18 protein-coding genes are annotated in these 19951 nt (G+C 60.9%); 5 read left to right on the forward strand and 13 right to left on the reverse strand.

The features are described 5' to 3' along the window. Window positions 1-45 precede the first annotated feature (45 nt). Window positions 46-957, forward strand: a complete 912-nt coding sequence (locus ACILSR_RS07745; protein ID WP_395749171.1) for an STM4015 family protein — start codon at window positions 46-48, stop codon at window positions 955-957. A 3-nt stretch (window positions 958-960) separates the two neighbouring features. Continuing rightward, on the forward strand, window positions 961-2076 hold the full coding sequence (locus ACILSR_RS07750; protein WP_395749172.1) for an STM4014 family protein: 1116 nt from the start codon (window positions 961-963) through the stop codon (window positions 2074-2076). On the opposite strand, the gene ACILSR_RS07755 is transcribed toward ACILSR_RS07750, so the two are convergent. From ACILSR_RS07755 to ACILSR_RS07775, 5 genes are read right to left on the reverse strand one after another with little or no spacing between them, the layout of a single operon-like run. Then, window positions 2052-2990 carry a DUF6745 domain-containing protein gene (locus tag ACILSR_RS07755; protein ID WP_395749173.1) on the reverse strand — a complete coding sequence of 313 codons (939 nt, stop codon included), beginning with the start codon at window positions 2988-2990 and terminating at the stop codon, window positions 2052-2054. The genes ACILSR_RS07750 and ACILSR_RS07755 overlap by 25 nt on opposite strands. 11 nt (window positions 2991-3001) lie before the next feature. After that, complete coding sequence (locus ACILSR_RS07760) at window positions 3002-3337, reverse strand: hypothetical protein (protein WP_395749174.1); 336 nt, start codon at window positions 3335-3337, stop codon at window positions 3002-3004. Between the two features lie 8 nt (window positions 3338-3345). Further along, on the reverse strand, window positions 3346-4230 hold the full coding sequence (locus tag ACILSR_RS07765; RefSeq protein ID WP_395749175.1) for an STM4011 family radical SAM protein: 885 nt from the start codon (window positions 4228-4230) through the stop codon (window positions 3346-3348). Beyond that, window positions 4227-5549: an STM4012 family radical SAM protein gene (locus ACILSR_RS07770; protein ID WP_395749176.1), complete on the reverse strand. Its 1323-nt coding sequence runs from the start codon at window positions 5547-5549 to the stop codon at window positions 4227-4229. Before ACILSR_RS07770 ends, ACILSR_RS07765 begins: the two co-directional genes overlap by 4 nt. Continuing rightward, the gene (locus ACILSR_RS07775; RefSeq protein WP_395749177.1) at window positions 5546-6364 is read right to left on the reverse strand and encodes an STM4013/SEN3800 family hydrolase; all 819 of its coding nucleotides are present in this window, start codon (window positions 6362-6364) and stop codon (window positions 5546-5548) included. Before ACILSR_RS07775 ends, ACILSR_RS07770 begins: the two co-directional genes overlap by 4 nt. Window positions 6365-6625: 261 nt before the next feature. Here ACILSR_RS07775 and recN point away from each other — a divergent pair, with 261 nt between their 5' ends. Continuing rightward, the gene (gene recN, locus ACILSR_RS07780; RefSeq protein ID WP_395749178.1) at window positions 6626-8287 is read left to right on the forward strand and encodes a DNA repair protein RecN; all 1662 of its coding nucleotides are present in this window, start codon (window positions 6626-6628) and stop codon (window positions 8285-8287) included. 94 nt (window positions 8288-8381) lie between these two features. On the opposite strand, the gene ACILSR_RS07785 is transcribed toward recN, so the two are convergent. The 7 genes from ACILSR_RS07785 to ACILSR_RS07815 all read right to left on the reverse strand — a co-directional run bounded on the left by ACILSR_RS07785 (window position 8382) and on the right by ACILSR_RS07815 (window position 16373). Beyond that, window positions 8382-8708, reverse strand: a complete 327-nt coding sequence (locus ACILSR_RS07785; RefSeq protein WP_395749179.1) for a hypothetical protein — start codon at window positions 8706-8708, stop codon at window positions 8382-8384. Between the two features lie 35 nt (window positions 8709-8743). Continuing rightward, window positions 8744-9493, reverse strand: coding sequence for a fibronectin type III domain-containing protein (locus ACILSR_RS07790; protein WP_395749180.1), 750 nt, complete (start codon window positions 9491-9493; stop codon window positions 8744-8746). A gap of 249 nt (window positions 9494-9742) precedes the next feature. Further along, complete coding sequence (gene galE / locus ACILSR_RS07795) at window positions 9743-10747, reverse strand: UDP-glucose 4-epimerase GalE (RefSeq protein ID WP_395749181.1); 1005 nt, start codon at window positions 10745-10747, stop codon at window positions 9743-9745. Between the two features lie 79 nt (window positions 10748-10826). Then, on the reverse strand, window positions 10827-11036 hold the full coding sequence (locus tag ACILSR_RS07800; protein WP_395749182.1) for a hypothetical protein: 210 nt from the start codon (window positions 11034-11036) through the stop codon (window positions 10827-10829). After that, window positions 11033-13876, reverse strand: coding sequence for a PVC-type heme-binding CxxCH protein (locus ACILSR_RS07805; protein ID WP_395749183.1), 2844 nt, complete (start codon window positions 13874-13876; stop codon window positions 11033-11035). Before ACILSR_RS07805 ends, ACILSR_RS07800 begins: the two co-directional genes overlap by 4 nt. A 573-nt stretch (window positions 13877-14449) precedes the next feature. Further along, complete coding sequence (locus tag ACILSR_RS07810; RefSeq protein WP_395749184.1) at window positions 14450-15220, reverse strand: sulfite exporter TauE/SafE family protein; 771 nt, start codon at window positions 15218-15220, stop codon at window positions 14450-14452. Window positions 15221-15488: 268 nt separating this feature from the next. Then, window positions 15489-16373, reverse strand: a complete 885-nt coding sequence (locus ACILSR_RS07815; RefSeq protein ID WP_395749185.1) for a polyprenyl synthetase family protein — start codon at window positions 16371-16373, stop codon at window positions 15489-15491. 185 nt (window positions 16374-16558) lie between these two features. On the opposite strand from ACILSR_RS07815, the gene ACILSR_RS07820 reads away from it, so the two are divergent. Together ACILSR_RS07820 and ACILSR_RS07825 are read left to right on the forward strand one after the other, a co-directional pair. Beyond that, window positions 16559-17857: a sensor histidine kinase gene (locus ACILSR_RS07820; RefSeq protein ID WP_395749186.1), complete on the forward strand. Its 1299-nt coding sequence runs from the start codon at window positions 16559-16561 to the stop codon at window positions 17855-17857. 4 nt (window positions 17858-17861) lie between these two features. Beyond that, a complete protein-coding gene (locus tag ACILSR_RS07825; RefSeq protein WP_395749187.1) occupies window positions 17862-18530 on the forward strand; it encodes a response regulator in 669 nt (222 codons plus the stop codon). Between the two features lie 84 nt (window positions 18531-18614). Here ACILSR_RS07825 and ACILSR_RS07830 read toward each other — a convergent pair whose 3' ends face one another. Then, window positions 18615-19895: a dihydroorotase gene (locus tag ACILSR_RS07830; protein WP_395749188.1), complete on the reverse strand. Its 1281-nt coding sequence runs from the start codon at window positions 19893-19895 to the stop codon at window positions 18615-18617. Between the last annotated feature and the right edge of the window lie 56 nt (window positions 19896-19951).

The raw sequence follows: 19951 nt of genomic DNA on the forward strand, positions 1-19951 counted from the left end.
TAAGTCTGCTTGCCAGATCGTGCGAACCCGTCAGAATCGCGCACCATGATTTCAGAAAATCTCTCCTCCTGGCTTGGTTCTCCCGTTGACGACTACGCTCCTGGAAATCCTGTCAAAGACGGCGTTACCTACCGCTTCCGCATCGACTATGAGCCTGAGCACTCCATGGCGGAACTGTTCGCGGCCTTCACCGCCGATCCCGCCGCGGCCAAAACCACTGCCATCGTCATCGGCGCATGGTTCGGAGACGATTCGGGGAACGACAGCACCGAAATCGTTCAGCTCCTCGTCGGCGCGCGACACGCTTTGCCAAATCTCACCGCCATTTTCTTTGGCGACATCATCAGCGAGGAAAATGAAATGTCGTGGATCAATCAGACCGACGTCTCACCTCTCTTCTCCGCCTATCCCGCGTTGAAACACTTCAGCGTTCGTGGCGGCAGCGGCCTGAGCCTCGGCGGCAAAATGCAGCTCGCTTCTCTGGAATCGCTCACCATTGAGACCGGCGGCCTTCCCCGCACCGTCCTCGCAGAAGTCTTCAGCATGGATCTTCCGAAGCTCGAAAAACTCGAGCTCTGGCTCGGCACAGACGAATACGGCTGGGACGGCAGCATCGCGGACCTCAAGCCCCTGCTCGATGGCGCCTTGTTCCCCGGCTTGAAACACTTGGGCCTGCGTGACTCGATCATCGTCGATCAAATCGCCGAGGCTCTCGTGTCCGCGCCCATCATGAGCCGCATTCAGAGTCTCGATCTTTCTCTCGGCACCCTCACGGATGAAGGTGCGGCGCACTTGACCAAATGCCCGGATTTGATGCGCCTCAGATCCTTGGATTTGCACCATCATTACTGCACTGCCGAGGGCATGAGCCAGCTCAAGGCCGCTTTCCCTGGCGTGAATCTCTCAGAAAAGCAGGACTTGGGAGAGTACGGCCCCTTCGTAGCCGTGGGCGAGTAACACATGCCCTTCTTCTGCCTCTGGAATCCGGAGTCACCGCGCGCTGTTTCGTTCACAGGCGCGGTGTTGGAGCGCACGGGTCAGTTCCCAGACAGTCTGGCTTGGATCGATTTTTTAAACGGCAGTTCTCTCCCTCCATCCCAGGAGGGCTTGATCGTCCGCATCGACTCCCCAGGGAAAAACTGGCCGGTCGAAAAAGCATTGCTCGCCCGCGGTCTCACTCACGTCCGGCATGACTGGCTTGAAATTAACACGGAAGACCTCGCGGAAGACCCCGGTCGCATCATCGCCTCTCATCAGTACCATCAGGGCTTTTGCCACGCCCTCCGTCAGTTGGACGATCATTTTCAAAACGTGCGCTGGATGCAGCACCCTGCTGACATCACCGTCATGAATGACAAGGCCGCCTGTCACGCGCGCCTGTACGCTGCCGGCGTCCGTGTGCCACCCGCGCTCGGCGTTCCTCGCGATTTTGACGATCTGCTGGCCCGTATGGATGCCGCCGGAAAAAACCGCGTCTTTCTCAAGCTCTGCCACGGCTCCTCCGCCTCCGGCACCGTCGCTTTGGAGCGCTCCGCCGGTCGCATGCAGGCTTTTTCCACCGCGAAGATGAGTCCCGGCGGACCGCACGGCACCCTCCTTCACAACTGGCGCGCCATCACCCGCTATGAGAACCTCCGCGATATCCGCCGCCTCGTGGACGCCGTGTGCCGTCATCACTCCCACGCGGAAGTATGGGTGCCCAAGTCGGGCTGGCAGGGGCGGCGCTTTGACGTGCGCATTGTCGTCATTGCCGGCAGGGCGCGTCATGTTGTTGCTCGCTTGTCGGAGGGACCTTTCACCAATCTCCAGTTCGGCGCGCGCCGTGCCTCTGCTGAGGATCTCCGCGCGCATCTCGGCGCGGCCGCCTTCACCGCCATGTGCGCTCAGGCAGAGCACGCCATGGCCTGCTTCCCCCGCTCACTCTACGGCGGTGTCGATGTCCTCATCGATGCCCACAAACACCTCCCCCACGTCCTCGAAGTCAATGCCTTCGGCGATCTCCTCCCCGGCGTCCTCCATGAAGGCCGCGACACCTACGACTGGGAGGTCGCTCACGTCTCCACCACCGGCACATAGTCGTCCGGATTGTCAAAGCCCGCCGTCCACGCCACCGCTTGGTGGCACGTCCGCATCGTCGGCGGCACCCGGATCAGATAGTGCCGCCCCGTGGAAGGGCACCTCACAGACACGCACACCAGCGGCTCATCACTCGCCAGCTCCACCTGCAGCAGCTGGCGCGGTCCGCCCGGGTCCCTGTCTTCATGCAGCACTCGGGCGTTGCATTCCTGCAGGAAGCGCTCGAACCCGATGCGTTCGATCATCACCCGCCTCACCTCCGCGTTGCTTTCATTGAGAGCGTCCGCGGATTTCAGCGTCTCCGGGAAAAAGGCGATCTGCGGTGTCACGCTCACACCGCGCCATCTGAGCCCGGTGCCCGCCATGGACTTTGGCAGTCCTTCGATTTGGGTGCCGCCTATGTCCACCCACGCCCGCACCTGCATGCCCTCGGGCAGATGCTCCACGCGGGCGCAGTCTCGCAGATTCAGCGTCGTCAGCGGTCCCAACCCATCTGGCAGCCTGGCCAGTCCGGTGCAGCCTCGCGCGGAAAGTGTTCCGATGCTCACCTTCGCAGTCTCAGGCCAGTGCTTGAGCCCCACACACCCGTCCAGTGTCAGGAAATCCACCCTCAGGTTTTCTGGCAGCGCTTCCAGCCGGGTGCAGTTGTTCAAAGCCAGCACCGAGACACTCAGTCCGGCCGGCAGCTTCTCCAGCTGGCTGGATCCGCTCAGATCCAGCTTGTGGCGCACCTCCAGTCCTTCGGGCAGCTCGGTGATGGAGGAGTTTTTCCAGATCAGCGTGTGGCACCGGATTTCCGCTGGCAGCCGGGACGTGTCGCTGAAGCCCGTCAGATCCAGCAGCGAGGTTTCAAATTTCTCGGGCGCGCTCTTCCCGCTCTCCAGCAGGGCCAGCAGTTCATATTTTTTCTCCATCTTCATGCGCTTCAGTCGATCACGCGGCGGATTTCCTTTGGATGATATTCTCGCTGAATGCGCACCAGGTATTGTCCACGCGGCACCGTCACCGGGCCGTGCTCTTCGTGCAGAATGGTCGCCTCGGCGTCCTCCACATCGAGAAACAATCCTCCGCTGGCATCCGCCAGCACCTGGGCCCTTGTGCCCGCCTTGATTCGGTGCGCATGTCCCGTCACTTCTCCCTCGGCCAGCACAGGCGGGCGGGCCTTCAGTTCTTTCGGCAGTTCGTCAGTGGCGATGATAAACACATCCCCCTGCCTCCAGGTTTGCGGTGTGGACTTGCGGCTTAAATACTTGCCAGGCATGAGCGGATTTAAGCCTTCGAGGCCATCGAGGAAAAGCCAAAATTTAGCGGAATCCTCTCCAGGACGCCGTCTCCATACACGGTCTCAAGACGCAGATGCTCCAGGCTTACGTAGCCAATGTGGCAGCGGCATTCGCCGATGCTGCATGGCCGTGGCAGCAGCGCCTGTGCAAAATTCGCATCGTAAATGTTGCCGATGACGGTTGGAATAAAATGGCACCTTCGTGCGTCGCCGCTGCCATCCACCGTAAACGCCGAATGGCCGGCCCTGCACGCCCTTCCCAGGCTCGCATGCGGCACCACATTAAAATCAAAGTGCGGATCAATGCCGCGCAGCATCGCGAGCTCCTCCTGTGAGTAATAATCCTTCTCGCGCTTCCACGCATTGATCCATAGATACGTTTCCTTCGGCAGCGCCGCCCTCAGGGCATGGATGTCATCAAAAGCTTCCCGTTTTCCCACGATCCCCACACTGTGGCGGATCCCCGCCTCCCTCAGCGCCGCGCATTTCGCCGTAAAACGCGGAATGGTTGTCTCAGTCGGATGGTACGTCGTCCACAGCGCGGCCGTCTCGCGCTTACACCCGCTGAGCGACTCCACCGGAAAAGCCAGATTCGTCTGCACAGCCACCCGCCACACATTCGCCATGTGGCTCAGCCGGCACAGTGCCTCCTGATAGTGCCGGTGAATCATCGCCTCTCCCCACGGCGTGAAAAGAAAGCCAATCTGCTCAGGTCGTGATTCCACCCAGTCACAGAATCGCTTCAGGCACTCGGCATCATGCGCCAGCTCCGCCCTTGTGTTTCGCGTTTTCGCAAATGGGCAGTAGTCGCAGCCATAGTTGCAGCTCGAAAGCGGACCTCGGTAGAGAATGGACCAGCGCGGATTCATCATCGGAGTTCAAATGCGGCAATGGCCTCTTTCACCTGCGCGGAATAGAGCCATGGCCCGATCACGTCGCTCCATTCCAGCCCCAGTTGCGTCGGCTGCAGATGCGTTTCCGTCAGCACCGCCGCTCCATGCTCGGTCAGCATGTGGAGCTGCGGGAAATCTTCCATCGCAGCACTCTGGAACATGCTTTTGTAAGCCGCCAGTTCCAGGCCCCTTGCTCGCAGGATGCTTTTGATCACATAGCGCCTCTTCTGGTCACCGAGATCCAGCGTCGCCCCGTACGTGGCCAGCCCATGATCTTGCGTCGCTGAATAATGGTCCAAAATCTCCTGCACACTGTTTCGGCCCACCGCCCATTCCTTCGAGTAATGCAGCGCCCGTGTATAAGACCTCGCCCCTGCGCCCAGTCCCACCATTCCATCCTCCTGGCAGCAGTAATGCACATCACATTCACCCGGATGCTTCGCTGAACGAAACAGCCGCATCGAGATCTGCGTGTAGCCTTCAGACAGCAGAAAATCGCGCCCGCGCCGGTACAGCTCCTCCCGCGCATCCGTCGGCCGTTTGTCCTTCCGCCCCAGCCCCGTGAGTGGTCTCACATAAAGTGGGTAAAGAAAGATCTCCTCTGGCTCATGCCGCAATGCCGCCTGCAACGATGCCTGCCAGTCCTCCCAGGTCTGCCCTTCCACCCCATAGATCAGATCCAGGTTCCTCACTGGAAAACGTGCATCGCTCATCGCTGTCAGCGCTCTCTCCACGTCCGCTGCTTTTTGCGGCCTGCCCAGCGCACGCGTGTCTTTTTCCACAAAACTCTGCACCCCCACGCTCGCCCGCGTCACACCTCTTTCTCGAAGAAGGGCCAGCTTCTCTGCATCCACGCTGTCCGGAGACATCTCCACCGCCAACGGCACATCCGCATTCGTTCGTTGAAAGCTGCCCAGCAAATCGAACAGTCGCCCCAGCTCGCTCGTCGTCAGAAAAGTCGGCGTCCCTCCTCCGATCGCCACACGCGCCACTCTCGCCTCAGTACCCAGCGACGCCTGCAGCGTCTCCACCTGCCGCTCCAGTGAATCAAGATAGCTGATGACACGATTTTTCGCCGCCCCTTGACCCGTCACCGTGAAAAGATTGCAGAACCCGCAGCGCACGCTGCAAAACGGCACATGCGCATACAGAAAGAGCGCATCCTTCGGCTCCTCCGCCCATGCCTCCCTCAGTGGTACCGCCGGGCTCAGCGCGCGATATGCCATCTTGTGCGGATACCCGTACGCATAGCCCTGAAACAATCCGCCTTCGCGCACCTGCTCTCGGATGTCTGTCATGCCTTCTCCTCCCATTCTCTCAAATCCACCACCCCATGCGCATACGGCACATCCCATACCGCGGGCACCGCCATGCGATGTCCCGTAAAACCCTCTTCCCCATACGCCGTCCCATGGTCCGAGCAGGTGATGTGAAACACCGGCCTGCAACGCCGCTGAAACGCCTCCATGAGCACCGGCAGTGCCTCATCTACCGCTCGCAATGCCGCCGCATGACTCTCAAGATCATCCGGTCCCGACTCACGGCAGTAAAAATAGTTCGGCTGATGCAGCGCTGACACATTGATGAAGCAGCACAGCGGCTTGTCCGCTGCCACTTCTCCCACACGTCCCGCCGCAAAACGAAACTGGTTCACCGGCGACTCCCGGCACGTCACCCCAAACTCCGTGCACCAGTGGCTCTCATCAAAAAGGTCCGTCAGCACTCGGCTCAGCGCGGTCTGCTGGTTGAAAAACCCCACCCCGCCGATGCACATGGTATGATATCCCTCGGCTCGCAGACCGGCGATCACATTGGCCTCTTCAAACACCTTCGTGCCGCCTCCCGTTGTCTCACTCCCCGCAAACCGCGCCGCAAACAGCCGCTCACGGCTTGCCTCCGGATCGGCGGGTGTCGGCAGAAATCCCGCAAAGAAGGCCTGATGGGCCGGAAACGTAAAGCTTCCCGGCGTGTGCCTCTTCTCCCAGCCCCCTGGCCCCGTCAGCCGCGCCAGGTTCGGCGTGCGCCCGCCCTCCCACTCCGCCACCGCCACGTCATGCCGCAGCGAATCCAGCACCAGCCACAGCACATCGTGCCCCGGCAGCAGTTTATTCATATTGGGCTGGCTCGTCATTACAGGTTGAAGAACCCCACCCTTGGCGCAAGCCCCCGCACAAGTCATCCATCTCTTCCGCTTCCCAATGGAATGCCAGCCGTGACACACGCCCACAAATATTCCCTCCTCATCCAAAGCTAACCGAAAACCGAGAACTGCTCTTGCCCCCCTTCACACGTAAACCTGATCGCAACTTCACCTTCCCGCAGTTGAAATGCTCCAAGCATGGTACATGTTCGTTTGCCCACCATTTCCCAACCCATGCTTTCCTTCCTCAAAATCCGCAATCTCGCCCTCGTTGAAGACGTGACCTGGGACTTGGCGGCCGGTTTGATCGGCGTCACGGGGGAAACCGGCGCGGGCAAATCCATCATCGTCGGCGCCCTCAAACTCATCCTCGGCGAGCGCGCCGACCGTGCCCTCATCCGCAATGGCCAGGACGCCTGCACCGTCGAGGCTGGATTCCACCTCAAGGACACCCGTGCCATCGATGCCGTCCTCCAAGACGCCGGACTAGACCCCTGCCAGGACGGCGAGCTCCTCATCAAGCGCACCATCAGCGCCTCCGGCGCCAACAAACAGTTCGTCAACTGCTCCCCTGTCACCATCCAGGTCCTCAAAAGCCTCGGCGAGTTCCTCGTCGATCTCCACGGCCCCCACGATCACCAGTCCCTCAATTCCCGCGAGCGCCAGCTCGAGATGCTCGACAAATCCGCCGGCATCGAAGACACCCTCGCCAAATACCAGGACGCCTGGAAGCTCTGGCGCGCCGCCGCCACCGAGCTTGATGACCTCGAAAACTCCGAGCGCGCCAGCAGCCAGCAGATCGACATGCTGAAGTTCCAGGCCAACGAAATCGCCGCCGCCCATCTCAAGCCCGGCGAAGAGGAGGAAATCGAATCCCGCCACCGCATCGCCGCCAATGGCGCACGCCTCGCCGAGCTCTGCGGCAGCATCACCAGCCGCCTCAGCGAAGGGGAGGGGAGCATCATCGATGGCCTCCGTGAGCTCAGCCGCAGCATTCACGAGCTCGAAAAAATCGACCCCTCCACCGCCTCCCTGTTCGAAGGCTTCAAGTCCGCCCAGATCGAGCTCACCGAACTCGAAAGCAGCGTGCAGGACTACGCGGACGACCTCGAGATCGACGGCGCAGAGCTCGACAAGCTCGAAAGCCGCATCCACACCATCCAGACCCTCAAGCGCAAATACGGCCGCACCATCGCCGAGATTTTGGAATTCCTCGCCGAAACCGAGCGCAAGCTCGCGAAGATGGAAAACCGCGGCGAAGAAATCGCCCGCCTCCAAAAGCTCGTTAAAGACCGCGAAGCCGATGTCCTCAAGCTCGGCAAACAGATCTCCAAAAAGCGCAACGACGCCGCTCCCAGGCTCGCCAAAGAAGTCGCCGCCCACCTTACCGATCTCGGCTTCAAACGCAGCGTGTTCGAGGCCCAGCTCGCGGTCCTCCCATCTCCCGGACACAACGGCCTCGAAGAAGTGGACTTCCACTTCGCTCCCAATCCCGGCGAGCCCTCCAAACCCCTCCGCCTCACCGCCTCCAGCGGTGAAATGTCCCGCGTCCTCCTCGCGGTTAAGAGCGCCCTCGCCAAGCAGGATGCCGTCCCGCTCCTCGTCTTCGATGAAATCGACGCCAACGTCGGCGGCAACATCGCCGAAGCCGTCGGTCGCAAGATGGCCGCTCTCGGCGCCACCCATCAGGTCATCGCCATCACCCACTTCCCGCAGGTCGCTTCACTCGCCAAAAGCCACTTTGTCGTCACCAAGGAAATCACCGGCAACATCACACGTTCTCAGATCCAGGAAGTCAGCGCGGACCATCGCGTCAATGAACTCGCCCGCATGCTCGGCGGCAGCACCGAGAGCGCCCGCGTCCACGCCCTCAGCCTCCTCAAAGGCGCAGCCTGACCCTCGCCCGACAGGCAGGCTTGTCCCCAAGCTCCGTCGAACGTCCGCCGGCTTTCTACTCAGAAAGCCGTTCTGGTCAGCTGCGCTGCCACTCCTACGCCGTTTGCGGGCTCCCCAGGCTCATGCGTGGCGGGCGCCCCTTCACACGGCTCAGTGTGGCGCGCAGTGCCAGAGATCCCAGTTGTGTCTGTGGGTTCCAGCCCTTCGGCGCTTTCTTTCCGGCGCTGGTCCACGGCATGCCTTCGGCAATCCATTTTTGGCGGTAGTCGTCAATGCTGATTCCTTTGTCATCGTCAGTTACGCCAAATTGGAATCCGCAGCACGCGCAGATTTCCATCGAGGCTCCGCCGGTGCGATTGCGTGGCGGTTCCGCAAGTTTGTCATAGCCGCAAACGGGGCAGAAGTTGGAGGTTAGTTTCATGGTTGGTTTTTTGGAAGATTTTCGGCTCATTACTGTCAGCGGGAGGATAAGCGTAGGTCGGCAGGCTTCACTGCGCGTCCAGGCTGGCGCTGCCAGTAGCTCGGACTGTCTGGCTTGAAAAAGGTCTTGGTCATGCCCGCCTTGGTGTACGCGGCGAACGCTCCTGTCTTGGGATCGAAGATGCGCAGCGTTCCGTCCGTATCGTCCAGCTTCATCGGCAGACTTTCTGCCCGCGCACGCTGCAGAAACAGCCACGCCTTCGCCGCATAGTCATCCGGCGACTTGCTGGAAAAATCGCGCCCATGTCGTTCAAAATGATCCTGTAACGACTCATAGTGCGCCCAGGTCATCCGCGTGGCCGGGGCCTGTTCGCTCACCGCCGTGGCGGGTGCCGCCTTTTTGTCCGGGGTGATGATATTCAGTACCCGCCGTATCAGGGACGGTGCCGCCTCGGCTGCAGGCGCTGCACCCGCGGTGGTAAAGCTCCCCTCTCCCAGTCGCACCCGCGCGCTGCCCACGCTGAAGTAATACGTGGTGCCGGGCTTCAGTTCGTTCAGCAGGAGCTTGTGCTCGGTCGTCACCACCCCTTCCGCTTTCTGGTTCAGGGCCGTGGGGCTCAGGCCATACTGCACTCGCGTGCCACATGCCACATCCGTGTGCCATTGAATGGTCGCGCTGCTTGCCGTGGCAGTGGTCTGCGGCTGTCCGACGAGCTCCACGGCATGGAGCACGTTATTGCCATAATACGCAATAATGCAACCAAGCAGGTAAACGAGAACCCTCATAAAATCTGTGAAGAATCGACCCAAAGCATTTGTGTGACAGCCCTAAGTGATAACCGTTCAAACTGAAAAGGGCAGACGGGGTTCTCTATGCGATCCTTTTGCTGCCGAGTCAATAGCCTCTGTTTTAAGATGGTGTGTATCCTATAATAAAGAAATACCTGATGTATGTTCGGTTCGGGGAGGATGTTTTCTGGAGTTCTTGCACCGTGCCGGAATGACCCTGGAAGTTCCTTTTTCACTGCGGGAGTCTCACGCTCCGTATCGTCCGCGGCGTTCTCCATTCATCCACTTCCACGCAGATTCAATGTGATCCCTCGGGTCCGTATGGACCGCCTGCCATTGTAGCATTTCTTTAGCAAGTTTAGGTTCCGCGACTAATTCTGAGGGGTCTCCCGCGCGGCGGGGTCCATAAATGACCGAAATCTTTTTCCCCGTGACAGCTTCTGCCGTGGAGATGATTTCCTTCACGCTGAAGCCCCGGCCAGTGCCCAGATTCACGGCGATCGTCTCGCCACCTTTGCGCAGATAGCTCAACGCCAGCGCATGCGCGGACGCGAGATCGCACACATGGATGTAGTCACGGATGCACGTCCCGTCTGGCGTCGCGTAGTCCGTCCCAAACACGGTGATGTTCTCGATCTCCCCCGTGGCGGCCATCAGGATGCGGGGGATCAAATGCGTCTCCGGATTGTGATCCTCGCCGATTTCTCCGCTCGGGTGGCACCCGCTCGCATTGAAGTAACGCAGAAACACTGACTTCAATCCCCACGCAGTCCCGCAGTCGCGCAGCACCCGCTCCAGCATCCACTTGCTCGCCCCATAAGGATTCACCGGCGCCTGCGGATGAGTCTCATCGATCGGGATCCGCACCGGGTCGCCATAGCTCGCGCAGGTGGAGGAAAAGATGAACCGCTTGCATCCATGCCGCTGCATTGTTTCCAGCAGCGTCAGCGGCGCTGCCAGATTGTTGCGGTAATACTTCAGCGGATCCGTCACCGACTCGCCCACATACGCAAACGCCGCGAAGTGCAGCACCGCCTCGGGCTTGTGTTCGGCAAAAAGTTTCTCCACCAGCCCGGCGTCCGCCATGTCCCCTTCCACCAAGGTCACCCGGTCCAGGGGCAGGGCCTCACGGTGCCCGAACACCAGATTGTCCAGGACCACCACCCGTTCGTTCTGCTCCAGCAGATGACGAACCGTGTGTGAGCCAATGTATCCTGCGCCGCCGGTGATGAGAAGGGTTCCTTGTGACATTCCGGAAATACAGCAGTCGAACCCGCCGCTGCCAAACAAAGATTGTCTTAAAATACCCTGAGTAAATGGCCGGACGCCTTCATTGGTCCTCCTGCTTCTTCTTGGCCAGGGTCGATTTCAGCCCCTCGTACTCCGTGTTCATCCGCGTCGCCTGCTCCTTCACCCGCTCCATCATCGTCTTCACCACCACCCGGCTGTTCTTGCTGAACACCAGCAGCGCCACCATGCCAAAGAACAGCAGCCAGCCGTGGCCAAACTGAAATTTGCGGTTGGGGGCGGAGTTGCTCATGGCGCTTTCGGCAGCGGAACCTGCACCGGATGCATCAGGTAGGCAATCAAATCGCGCACCTGCTCCGGACCAAACGCCAGCAGCAGCCCCTCCGGCATCATGGAAAGCGGAGACGTCTCCTGTTTCACGATGTCCGCCTTCTCCAGCGTCATTGTCTCCGTCATCGTCCGCAGCGTGATCGTCCGCGCGTTCGACTCCGTCACCACCCCGCTCAGCACCCGCCCGTCCTTGTGCGTCAGCAGGCTCATCCGGTAGTCCGCGCTCACCACCCCGCTCGGGTCCGCTATGTTCTCCAGCAGATAGTCCAGGTTTGCCCGCCCCGAGCCCGTCAGGTCCGGCCCGATCTTCCCGCCCTGCCCGTACATCGTATGGCATGCCCCGCAGATCGCCGTGAACAGCACCCGCCCCTGGCTCAGGTTCGCCTTCGCCAGCACATCAGGCGTCAGCTGCTTCTTCACCTTCTCGATCAGCTCCTTCTTGTCCGCCGCCGACTCCCGCAGCTCCCCCCACGCCTCCACCAGCTCCTTGCTCAGCGCCTCATCCTTAAACGCCGCGATCTGCCGCGCATGAAACGCGCTCAGGTCCGCCCTCGGAATCTTCCCCGCCTTCATGTCCTTCAGCAGCGCCCTCGCAAACGCCGGCCTCGACACCAGCGTGTCGATCACCGCCGGTCTCTCCGTCGCCCCAAACTTCCGATAACTCCCCGCCAGCTTCTCCCCGATCTCCGGATCGCTGAACAGCGCCAGTCCCCGCACCGCCACAATGTTCAGCAGCCGCACATCAAGCAGCTTCGTGCAAATCTCCCGCAGATCGTCCGGCTTGTTCTCGATCAGCGTCTTCAGTGCCGCCTCCCGCGCCCCCACATCCGCCTTCTCATCCAGCGCGATCTTCTTCACATCATCCAGCGCCCTTCCATCCCCAAACAAAACACTCAGCTCCTGAATCATCTGCGGAGCACTCATCTCCGCTCCGGCCGGCTCGTGTACGGCAGTGCCGGCTTTAGCTCGTTCTGAACCCGCATTCTTCGCCACCAGTGCCACAAACCCATCCCAGGCTTCCGGCTTCCCCGCCTTCCGGATGCCCTTGAACCCCTCCGCCATCCCTTCCAGGATCACCGCGCTCTGCTCCGCCTTCGCCTGCGCCAGCACCGCATTCAGCGCCTCCGGCTGCGTCGCCAGGCTGCGCACCATCCACTTCAGCGTCTTCGGCCACGTGCAGTCCTTCGCCAGCTTCACAAGCGCCATCGGGTCCTCCTTCGCCAGAGGCGAAATGCCATACCATACCAGATACGGCAGGAAGGGGTCGTTCGCATCCTCCGCATGCGCCAGCAGCGCCGCCCCCAGCTCCGCCCGCTTGCTTACCGGCATGCGCATCAAAGTCGAAGCCAGCGTCAGCCTCACAAAGCTCGACTTCTCCTCCTTCGCCATCCTCACCGCATCAAATCCCAGCTCGGGATAGACCGCGCCCTTCATCGGCCCATAGATCGCATCCAGCGGCGAGAACTGCGTCAGATCCCGGATCGCCAGCGCACGTGCATGCTCATCCGCGGAGGTCAGATCCCCCTTCGGCCACGCCTTCCTCCACGCAAACGGCACCTCCGCCTTCTTCGCCTCACCATAGCTCACGCGGAAAATCCTCCCGCTCGTGCGGTGCACCCCCGTGGACTCGTGGCACTCCCCCGTGTCACTCCAGTCCAGAATGAACCCGCTTCCATCCGGCCCCGTGCTGATCTCGATCCCACGGAACCACGGATCATCACTCAGAAACACATCCGGCTCATGGCGCCCCACATAGCCGCTCCCGTTGCGCTCCAGCCGTTCCACATTCGCCCGCCGTCCGTGCATGTTCAGCGTGAAAAGCTTGCCCCGATACTTCTCCGGCCACTGCTCCCCTTGATAAATCATCATGCCAATGTGCGCATGCCCTCCACCCAGGCTGTTCGCCTTTCCATCACGCGAGGCCGTCCAGCTCCCGCTCCGGTCATAGTGGTAATGATCCGCGATCGTATCCAGCTTCTCATACACAAACGGGTTCTCCTTGCTCGAATCCATCAGGTGCGCCCCGTGCATCAGGTGCCAGAGATGCCCCGTCACCGTGTTGATGAAAAACATCTCCCCGTTCGCATCCCAGTCATGTCCCCACGGGTTCGTCGTCCCATGCGTCAGCACTTCCACGATCTTCTTCTCCGGGTGGAACCGCCAGATCCCCCCCTTCATCGGCACCCGCTTCTCATCCGGCGTCCCAGGCACCCCCAGCCTGCCCGGGCATGAGTGCCCGCAGCGTCCATACAGCCAGCCATCCTGGCCAAAGCGCAGCCCGTTCGCAAAATTATGGTAGTTGTCCCGCGCCACCGTAAACCCATCCAGCACCACTTCCGGCTCGCCATCCGGCACATCATCATGATTCCGATCTGCGATGAACAGCACCTGCGGCGGACACATCAGCCACACACCATCACGGCCCACCTCCACGCTCGTTAGCATCTGCACATCCTCGGTAAAGACCTTCCGCGTCTCCGCCACCCCGTCCCAGTCCTTGTCTTCGAGAATAATCACCCGGTCCTTCAGCCCCAGCTCAAACCGCTTCGATCTCTCCGCATACGTATAATTCTCCGCCACCCACATCCGCCCCTTCGCATCCCAGCTAATCCCGATCGGGTTCTGCACATCCGGCTCCGCCGCAAACAGCGTCGCCTTAAATCCCTCCGGCAGCTTCAGCGCCTTCAGCGCCTCCCCCGCCGCCATCGGCGTCGGATTCCCCGGCTCACTGTTATACAGCGCCGGAAAATCAGCAGCAGATGCGAGCGACGTGAAAAAGAGGGCAATCAATACAGGCTTCATGGAACCAAAAGCCTATTGCAGACTCCTCCCCTGACAAGACCCTCTACAAATTATTAATCCGCCAAATGTGTCACCACTCCATGAAGGCTGTTCAGCTCTGGCAGGGCTGCTTGTCCTCAAGCAACCGTCGAGTCATCCAACGCCCACGCTGTCCCCAAAATCCGTTTTGCCAAACGCCGTCAATCACCCCTCCCTCCGCAGCTCCACGTCCTTCTCGCGCATCCATTTCCGCAAGCCCGTAGGGCTGTCACAATCGTAGCCGTGGGCGCCAGCCCACGGTAACTGCCACACCCATCTCTTTCTCCCGTGGAACCGCGTAGCGGTGACACACAATCTCTCATCTGCCCCACCATCCTCCGGCATGGCGCTTTCGATGTCGCCCGCGCCCCTCGTCCCTTCCGGCCAATTTAAAATTCTCAGTTTTCAGTTCCCAGTTTTCAATCCCCTCACCGCCCCGTTCGCTCTACCACCCTCTCCACACCCACCACCCTCCGGCCAACAACCGTCAACCACTGTCAACAATCGTAAACCACCGTAAACTCCCCTTTCTTCCCCTTCTGCCCCCTCCTCCCCTCACCCTCTGATCAGCCACACCGCCGCAAACGCCGTCAGCCAGAACAGCACATTCTCAAACACCTTCTGCGGCAGCCGCTTCAAAATCCACCACCCCAGCACCACCCCCAGCACCACCGCCGGCATCAGCATCACATTCGTCATCAGCGACCTCGGATTGATGATGTCCAGTTGCACGCTGAACGGCACCTTGAACAAATTAATAAAAAGGAAGAACCGGCTGAACACCCCCAGGTGCTCCTTCTTCTCCAAATGTTGCGCCAGCAGGTACACCGTCATCACCGGCCCCGCCGCATTCGCCAGCATCGTCACCACCCCCGCCAGAAATCCCATCGTCCACGTAAAGACCTGGTGCTCCGTCAGCTTTAAAAAATCCTGCCGCCGCTTGTTCAGCACCCAGTTGAAAATCAGCAGCACAATGATGATCCACCCGATCACCACCCGCGCCATCGTGTTGTCAAACTTTCCCAGCAGCAGCCATCCCACGATCACCCCCGCAATCGCCGGCGGCACCATCGGCACGATCCGCCGCCAGCTCCCGCCCTTGCGATTGATGATGTACCCCATGAAATCCGCCGCGATCAGCATCGGCAGGATCACCCCCACCGACTGCTTCGCCCCAAAAATCTGCGCCATCAGCACCACATTCAGCGTCGATGTCCCCGACAGCCCCGCCTTCGACATCCCGATGCACATCGCCCCTAGCGCAGCCAGTACCAGCAGCCACCCATCCCCGGGCAGCAGCGTATGTTCAGTAAGCCAGTTCATCATTCAAAAGCAGCGGTGTAAAAAATCGTCCTCGTCCTCCTGCTCGAACTCGCCCTCGATCCAGCCGCGCCGAATCACATGAAAGCCTTGAAGGAGTGAAACCTTGGAAATCCTCGCGCCCATCCTCTGCCACCACTCCCTCGTCCCATCAATCCATTCTTCATCACTTTCCATCCCCCCACCGCTCCCGTCCGTTCACCGCGAAGTGGTCCGCACTCTCCGAGTGCGGCTCCCAGCACATCCAAGCGCCCTCACCCTTCACCGCCCCGCCTCAATAATCCCGGCTCAGCAGATAATCCGCCAGCTGCCGCAGATGCCCCCCCGTTTCTCCAAACACATCCAGCGCCCGGTGGGACGCCTCTGTCAGCCGCTGCGCCTCCGCGCGTGACGCCTCCAGCCCCATCAGCGCCGGGTACGTGCTCTTCTCCGCCGCCACATCCTTCCCCGCGCTCTTCCCCAGCTTCTCGCTCGTCTGCGTCACATCCAGGATGTCATCAATGATCTGGAATGCCAGCCCCGTGGCCATGCCAAACTCGTGCAGTCCCTTCATCTGCTCTGCGCTCGCGTCAGCGCTCATCCCGCCCAGCTTCACGCTTGTCGTCAGCAGCGCCGCCGTCTTGCCTTCATGAATGAAGCGCAGATCCTCCAGCCCCAGTTTCTTTCCCTCGCCTTCCAGATCCGCCACCTGCCCGCCCACCAGGTGCAGGCTGCCCGCCGTCCGCGCCAGCTCCAGCACCATCACCGCGCTCGGGTGTCGCGCCGTTATCGGCGTCTTCGTCACCAGTTCAAACGCCAGCGCCTGCAGCGCGTCGCCCGCCAGCAGCGCCATCGCCTCGCCATAGACCTTGTGGCAGGTCGGTACCCCGCGCCGCATGTCATCATCATCCATGCAGGGCAGGTCATCATGAATCAGCGAGTACGTGTGCAGGCACTCCACCGCGCATGCATTGAAGATCGCGTCCTCCATCTTCCCGCCACAGGCCTCCGCCGCCGCCAGGCACAGGATCGGCCTCAGCCGCTTCCCACCCGCAAACATGCTGTGCCTCATCGCCCGGTGCAGCGTCGTTGGCCGCGTCTCCGCATTCGGGATCAGACGGTTCAGCGCATCGTCCACATACTGGCAGCGCTGGGAGAGGTATTCTTTGAGGTCGGACATGGCATCCACTTTCAAGCCCTGACTGCCCCCCACTTCAAGCACGATTAACACCCTCCGGAACCCCTGCGGCAGTCCTCATTGTCTCGTCCCGCGATACTCCCCGTCCGGTTCCGTAAATATGACTAAAGTCATGCCGTCATACGAATAGTCGCTTATAAGACAAATCTGTGGAATAAGGCCTTTGCATGGTTTCTCTCACGGCGTCTAGATCATTCAACCAAGAAGAGATGAAGAAGGGGCGTGTTCATTTGGAAGGCAAATATCTTTCGGCTGCGTGGATGGTATGGGTCGCGGGCGCCATCCTCGCTTGGATCAGTCTCACCCCCGTCGCCTGGATTGGCTGGCTGCTGATTCACGCAGGCATGGCTTCCCGGGCCTCCATGCTCATCGCCTGTGGGTTGCTCATCTTTTTGGGCAATTTCTTTCTCCTCAAACGAGTGCTCTCAGATCTTTATCAGGAGGACCGTCCGAAACAGGAGGTCTCTCATGACGGGCGCCAGATCGCCTGCATTCTGGCTCTGCAGATCCTCTTCGCTCTCGCCTGCACCCATCTGTCCGGCTCCTTCAACCCCATCGGCATGCAGCAGTGGTTTTGGATGCCCGTTGCTGGATTTGCCGGCGTCCTTTTGCGCCGCCGCAGGCACATGATCTTGGTGCTCCTCATCACCCTCGTCATTTCCACCGCTCGTGAATACATCGTGCAGGGGCCTCATCACGCCGTGTTTTGGATGTTCGGCCAGATCTCCACCAGCGTTTTCATCATGGGCTGCAGTTTTGCCATGACCCAGGCCTCCAGGCAGCGCATGAACACCGCTCGTCTCGCCGCGGAGCTGCGTTCTGCCAATGCCCGGCTCGAGCTCCAGGCAGACCAGGCCGCCGTCCTCGCCGTGGAGCAGGAGCGCAACCGCCTCGCGCGGGACATTCATGATTCAGTCGGCCACAGCCTCACTGTGGTCGGGGCGCAGCTGGAGGCTGCGGAGGCTTTGCTTTCTCATAATTCCTCCCGTGCGCTGGAATCGATCCAAAAGGCTCAGCGTGCCAGCCGGGAAGGCCTGGCGGAAATCCGCCGTTCAGTGTTCTCCCTCCGTGCCATCCCCCAAGATCAGCGCACCTTGGCCGAGTCCCTCACCTCTCTCATCACCAGCGCTGAGCGCCCCGGCCTGAAGCTCGCCTTGCAGCAGTCCGGAAAATCCCGTTCCCTGCCTTCCTTGGTGGAGATCTCGCTGTATCGCTGCGCCCAGGAGGGCATCACCAACGCCTGCCGCCATGCCGGAGCCTCGGAGATCACCGTGCATCTCGATTTCACTGCGCATACCCACGTCGTCCTCAGTGTGGCGGACAATGGCCGCGGCTTCAGTCAGATCCCGGAGAGCAGCCATGGTCTGAAAGGCCTGCGCGAGCGCGCCACCTTGCTCAATGGTGAGTTTTTCGCAGGAACCGGTCAGCGCGGCGGAGGCTGCTGCCGCATGATGATCCCCGCATGATCGTATGAACGCACCCGCACCCATCAGGACTCTTCTCGTCGATGACCAGTCCTTGTTTCGTGAGGCCATTCACACCCTCCTCACGCTCGACAGCAGTGTGGACGTCGTCGCGGAAGCCGCCAATGGAGAGGAAGCCTTGCTCTTGACTGCCCGGCACCTGCCCCAGGTCGTGCTGATGGACCTCCGCATGCCCCTGATGAGTGGCGTGGAGGCCACCCGGCGCATTCGCGCCTCCCATCCTGAGACACGCGTGCTGGTGCTCTCCACCTTCGATCAGGAGGAGGACGTGTTTGACGCACTCCGCGCGGGTGCCGCCGGCTACGTCCTCAAAAACACCCCGTCCTCCCAGTTGGTGGAGGCCATCAAGATCGTCGCCGCAGGGCAGACCTATCTCCAGCCTTCGGTGGCCACCCAGGTCGTGGCAGAGTTCAACCGACTCTCCCAGTCCAGCGCCCCGTCCCCCGAGGAGCGCCGTCTTGCCAGCCTCCTTTCCCAGCGGGAGGTGGACATCCTCCGCCATCTCGTCCGTGGCATGTGCAACAAGGAGATCGCCGCCGCCTTGAACATCACGGAAGGCACGGTCAAAAATCACATGACCCGCATCCTGGACAAACTCCAGGTCCCGGACCGCACCGGTGCCGCCCTCAAGGCCCGCGAGCTCAAGCTGGGCTGAGCTGAGCCACCGCAGCGTCAAAAAAAGCAGCCTTGTTCCTGCGGAACAAGCACCGCCCCCTCCACACCCATCGCCCCCTCTTACCTACCTCGCCACCAGCTCCTCCCCCCGATACACCACCCGCTCCACCATCCCCTGCAGCGTCTGGTCCAGAAACGGCGTGTTCACACTCTTCGACTTCATAAACTCACGGCTGAAAGTCGTGCTCCGGGCGGGATTGAACACCACAAACTCCGCCACGCCCCCCTCCTTCACCGGCACCGGCTCCAGCTTCATCATCCGCCTTGGCTCCGCGCTGTAGCGCTTCACGATCAGCCCCCAGTCCAGAATCCCCTTCGCGATGTAGCGATCATACAGCGACACCAGTGCCGTCTCCAATCCAGTGATCCCAAACGGCGCGCTCGCAAAATCCTGGTTCTTCTCAAACGGCGTGTGCGGCGCATGATCCGTCGCGATCACGTCAAACCACCCGTCCTTCAGCCCCTGCAGCAGCGCCGCATTGTCCTCCGGCGTGCGCAGCGGCGGGTTCATCTTAAAATTCGTGTCGTAATCCCCGATGTGCTCATGGTTGAACATCAGGTGGTGCGGCGCCACCTCGCACGTCACGCGGATGCCCCGATCCTTCGCCCGCTTGATCGTGCTCATCCCCTCGGCCGTCGTCACATGCTGGATGTTCAGGTGCACTCTCGTGTATTCCGCAAGCCGGATGTCCCGTGAAATGCAGATCTCTTCGCTGATGCTCGGGATGCCCGGCAGCCCCAGCGCGTAGCTGATCTTGCCCTCGTGCATGCACCCCTTGCCGCTCAGCGCCTTCACCTCGCAGTGGCTTGCCAGGGGAATGTCAAAATCACGCGCATACTCCATCGCTCGTCGCAGCACCTGCGGATTGTCCACCGCATAGCCGTCATCCGTCAGCATCACACACCCCGCCGCCTTCATCCCCGCGATCCCCGCCAGCTCCTCGCCCTTTCTTCCCTTTGTGATCGCCCCAGAAGTATAAATGCCAGCCCCAATGCGCGTCCGCCGCGCACTCTCCAGCACACTGCGCACCACCCCCGCATTGTCGATCGCCGGCGTCGTGTTCGGCATCATCACAAACCCCGTCACCCCGCCATTGATCGCCGCCTCCGCGCACGTCGCGATGTTCTCCTTGTCCTCCTGCCCCGGCTCGCGCGCATGCACATGCACATCAAACAGCCCCGGCAGCAAAATCCGCCCCGTGCAGTCAATCACCTCCACACCCTCCACCCCCGTCATCCCAGCCGCCACCCCAATGATCCGTTCCCCCTCCACCAGCACATCGGCTGTCTGGAGCTTCGGACTGTCTTCGCTGGCGATCTGGGCGTTGCGGTAAAGGCGTTTCATGCGTTGCCAGGCATGATGCCGCGAAGCTCCGCCTAGGCAAGCTGGCTTCTCGCCCG

This window comes from Prosthecobacter sp. (genome assembly GCF_044222565.1).
GTDB lineage: Bacteria > Verrucomicrobiota > Verrucomicrobiia > Verrucomicrobiales > Verrucomicrobiaceae > Prosthecobacter.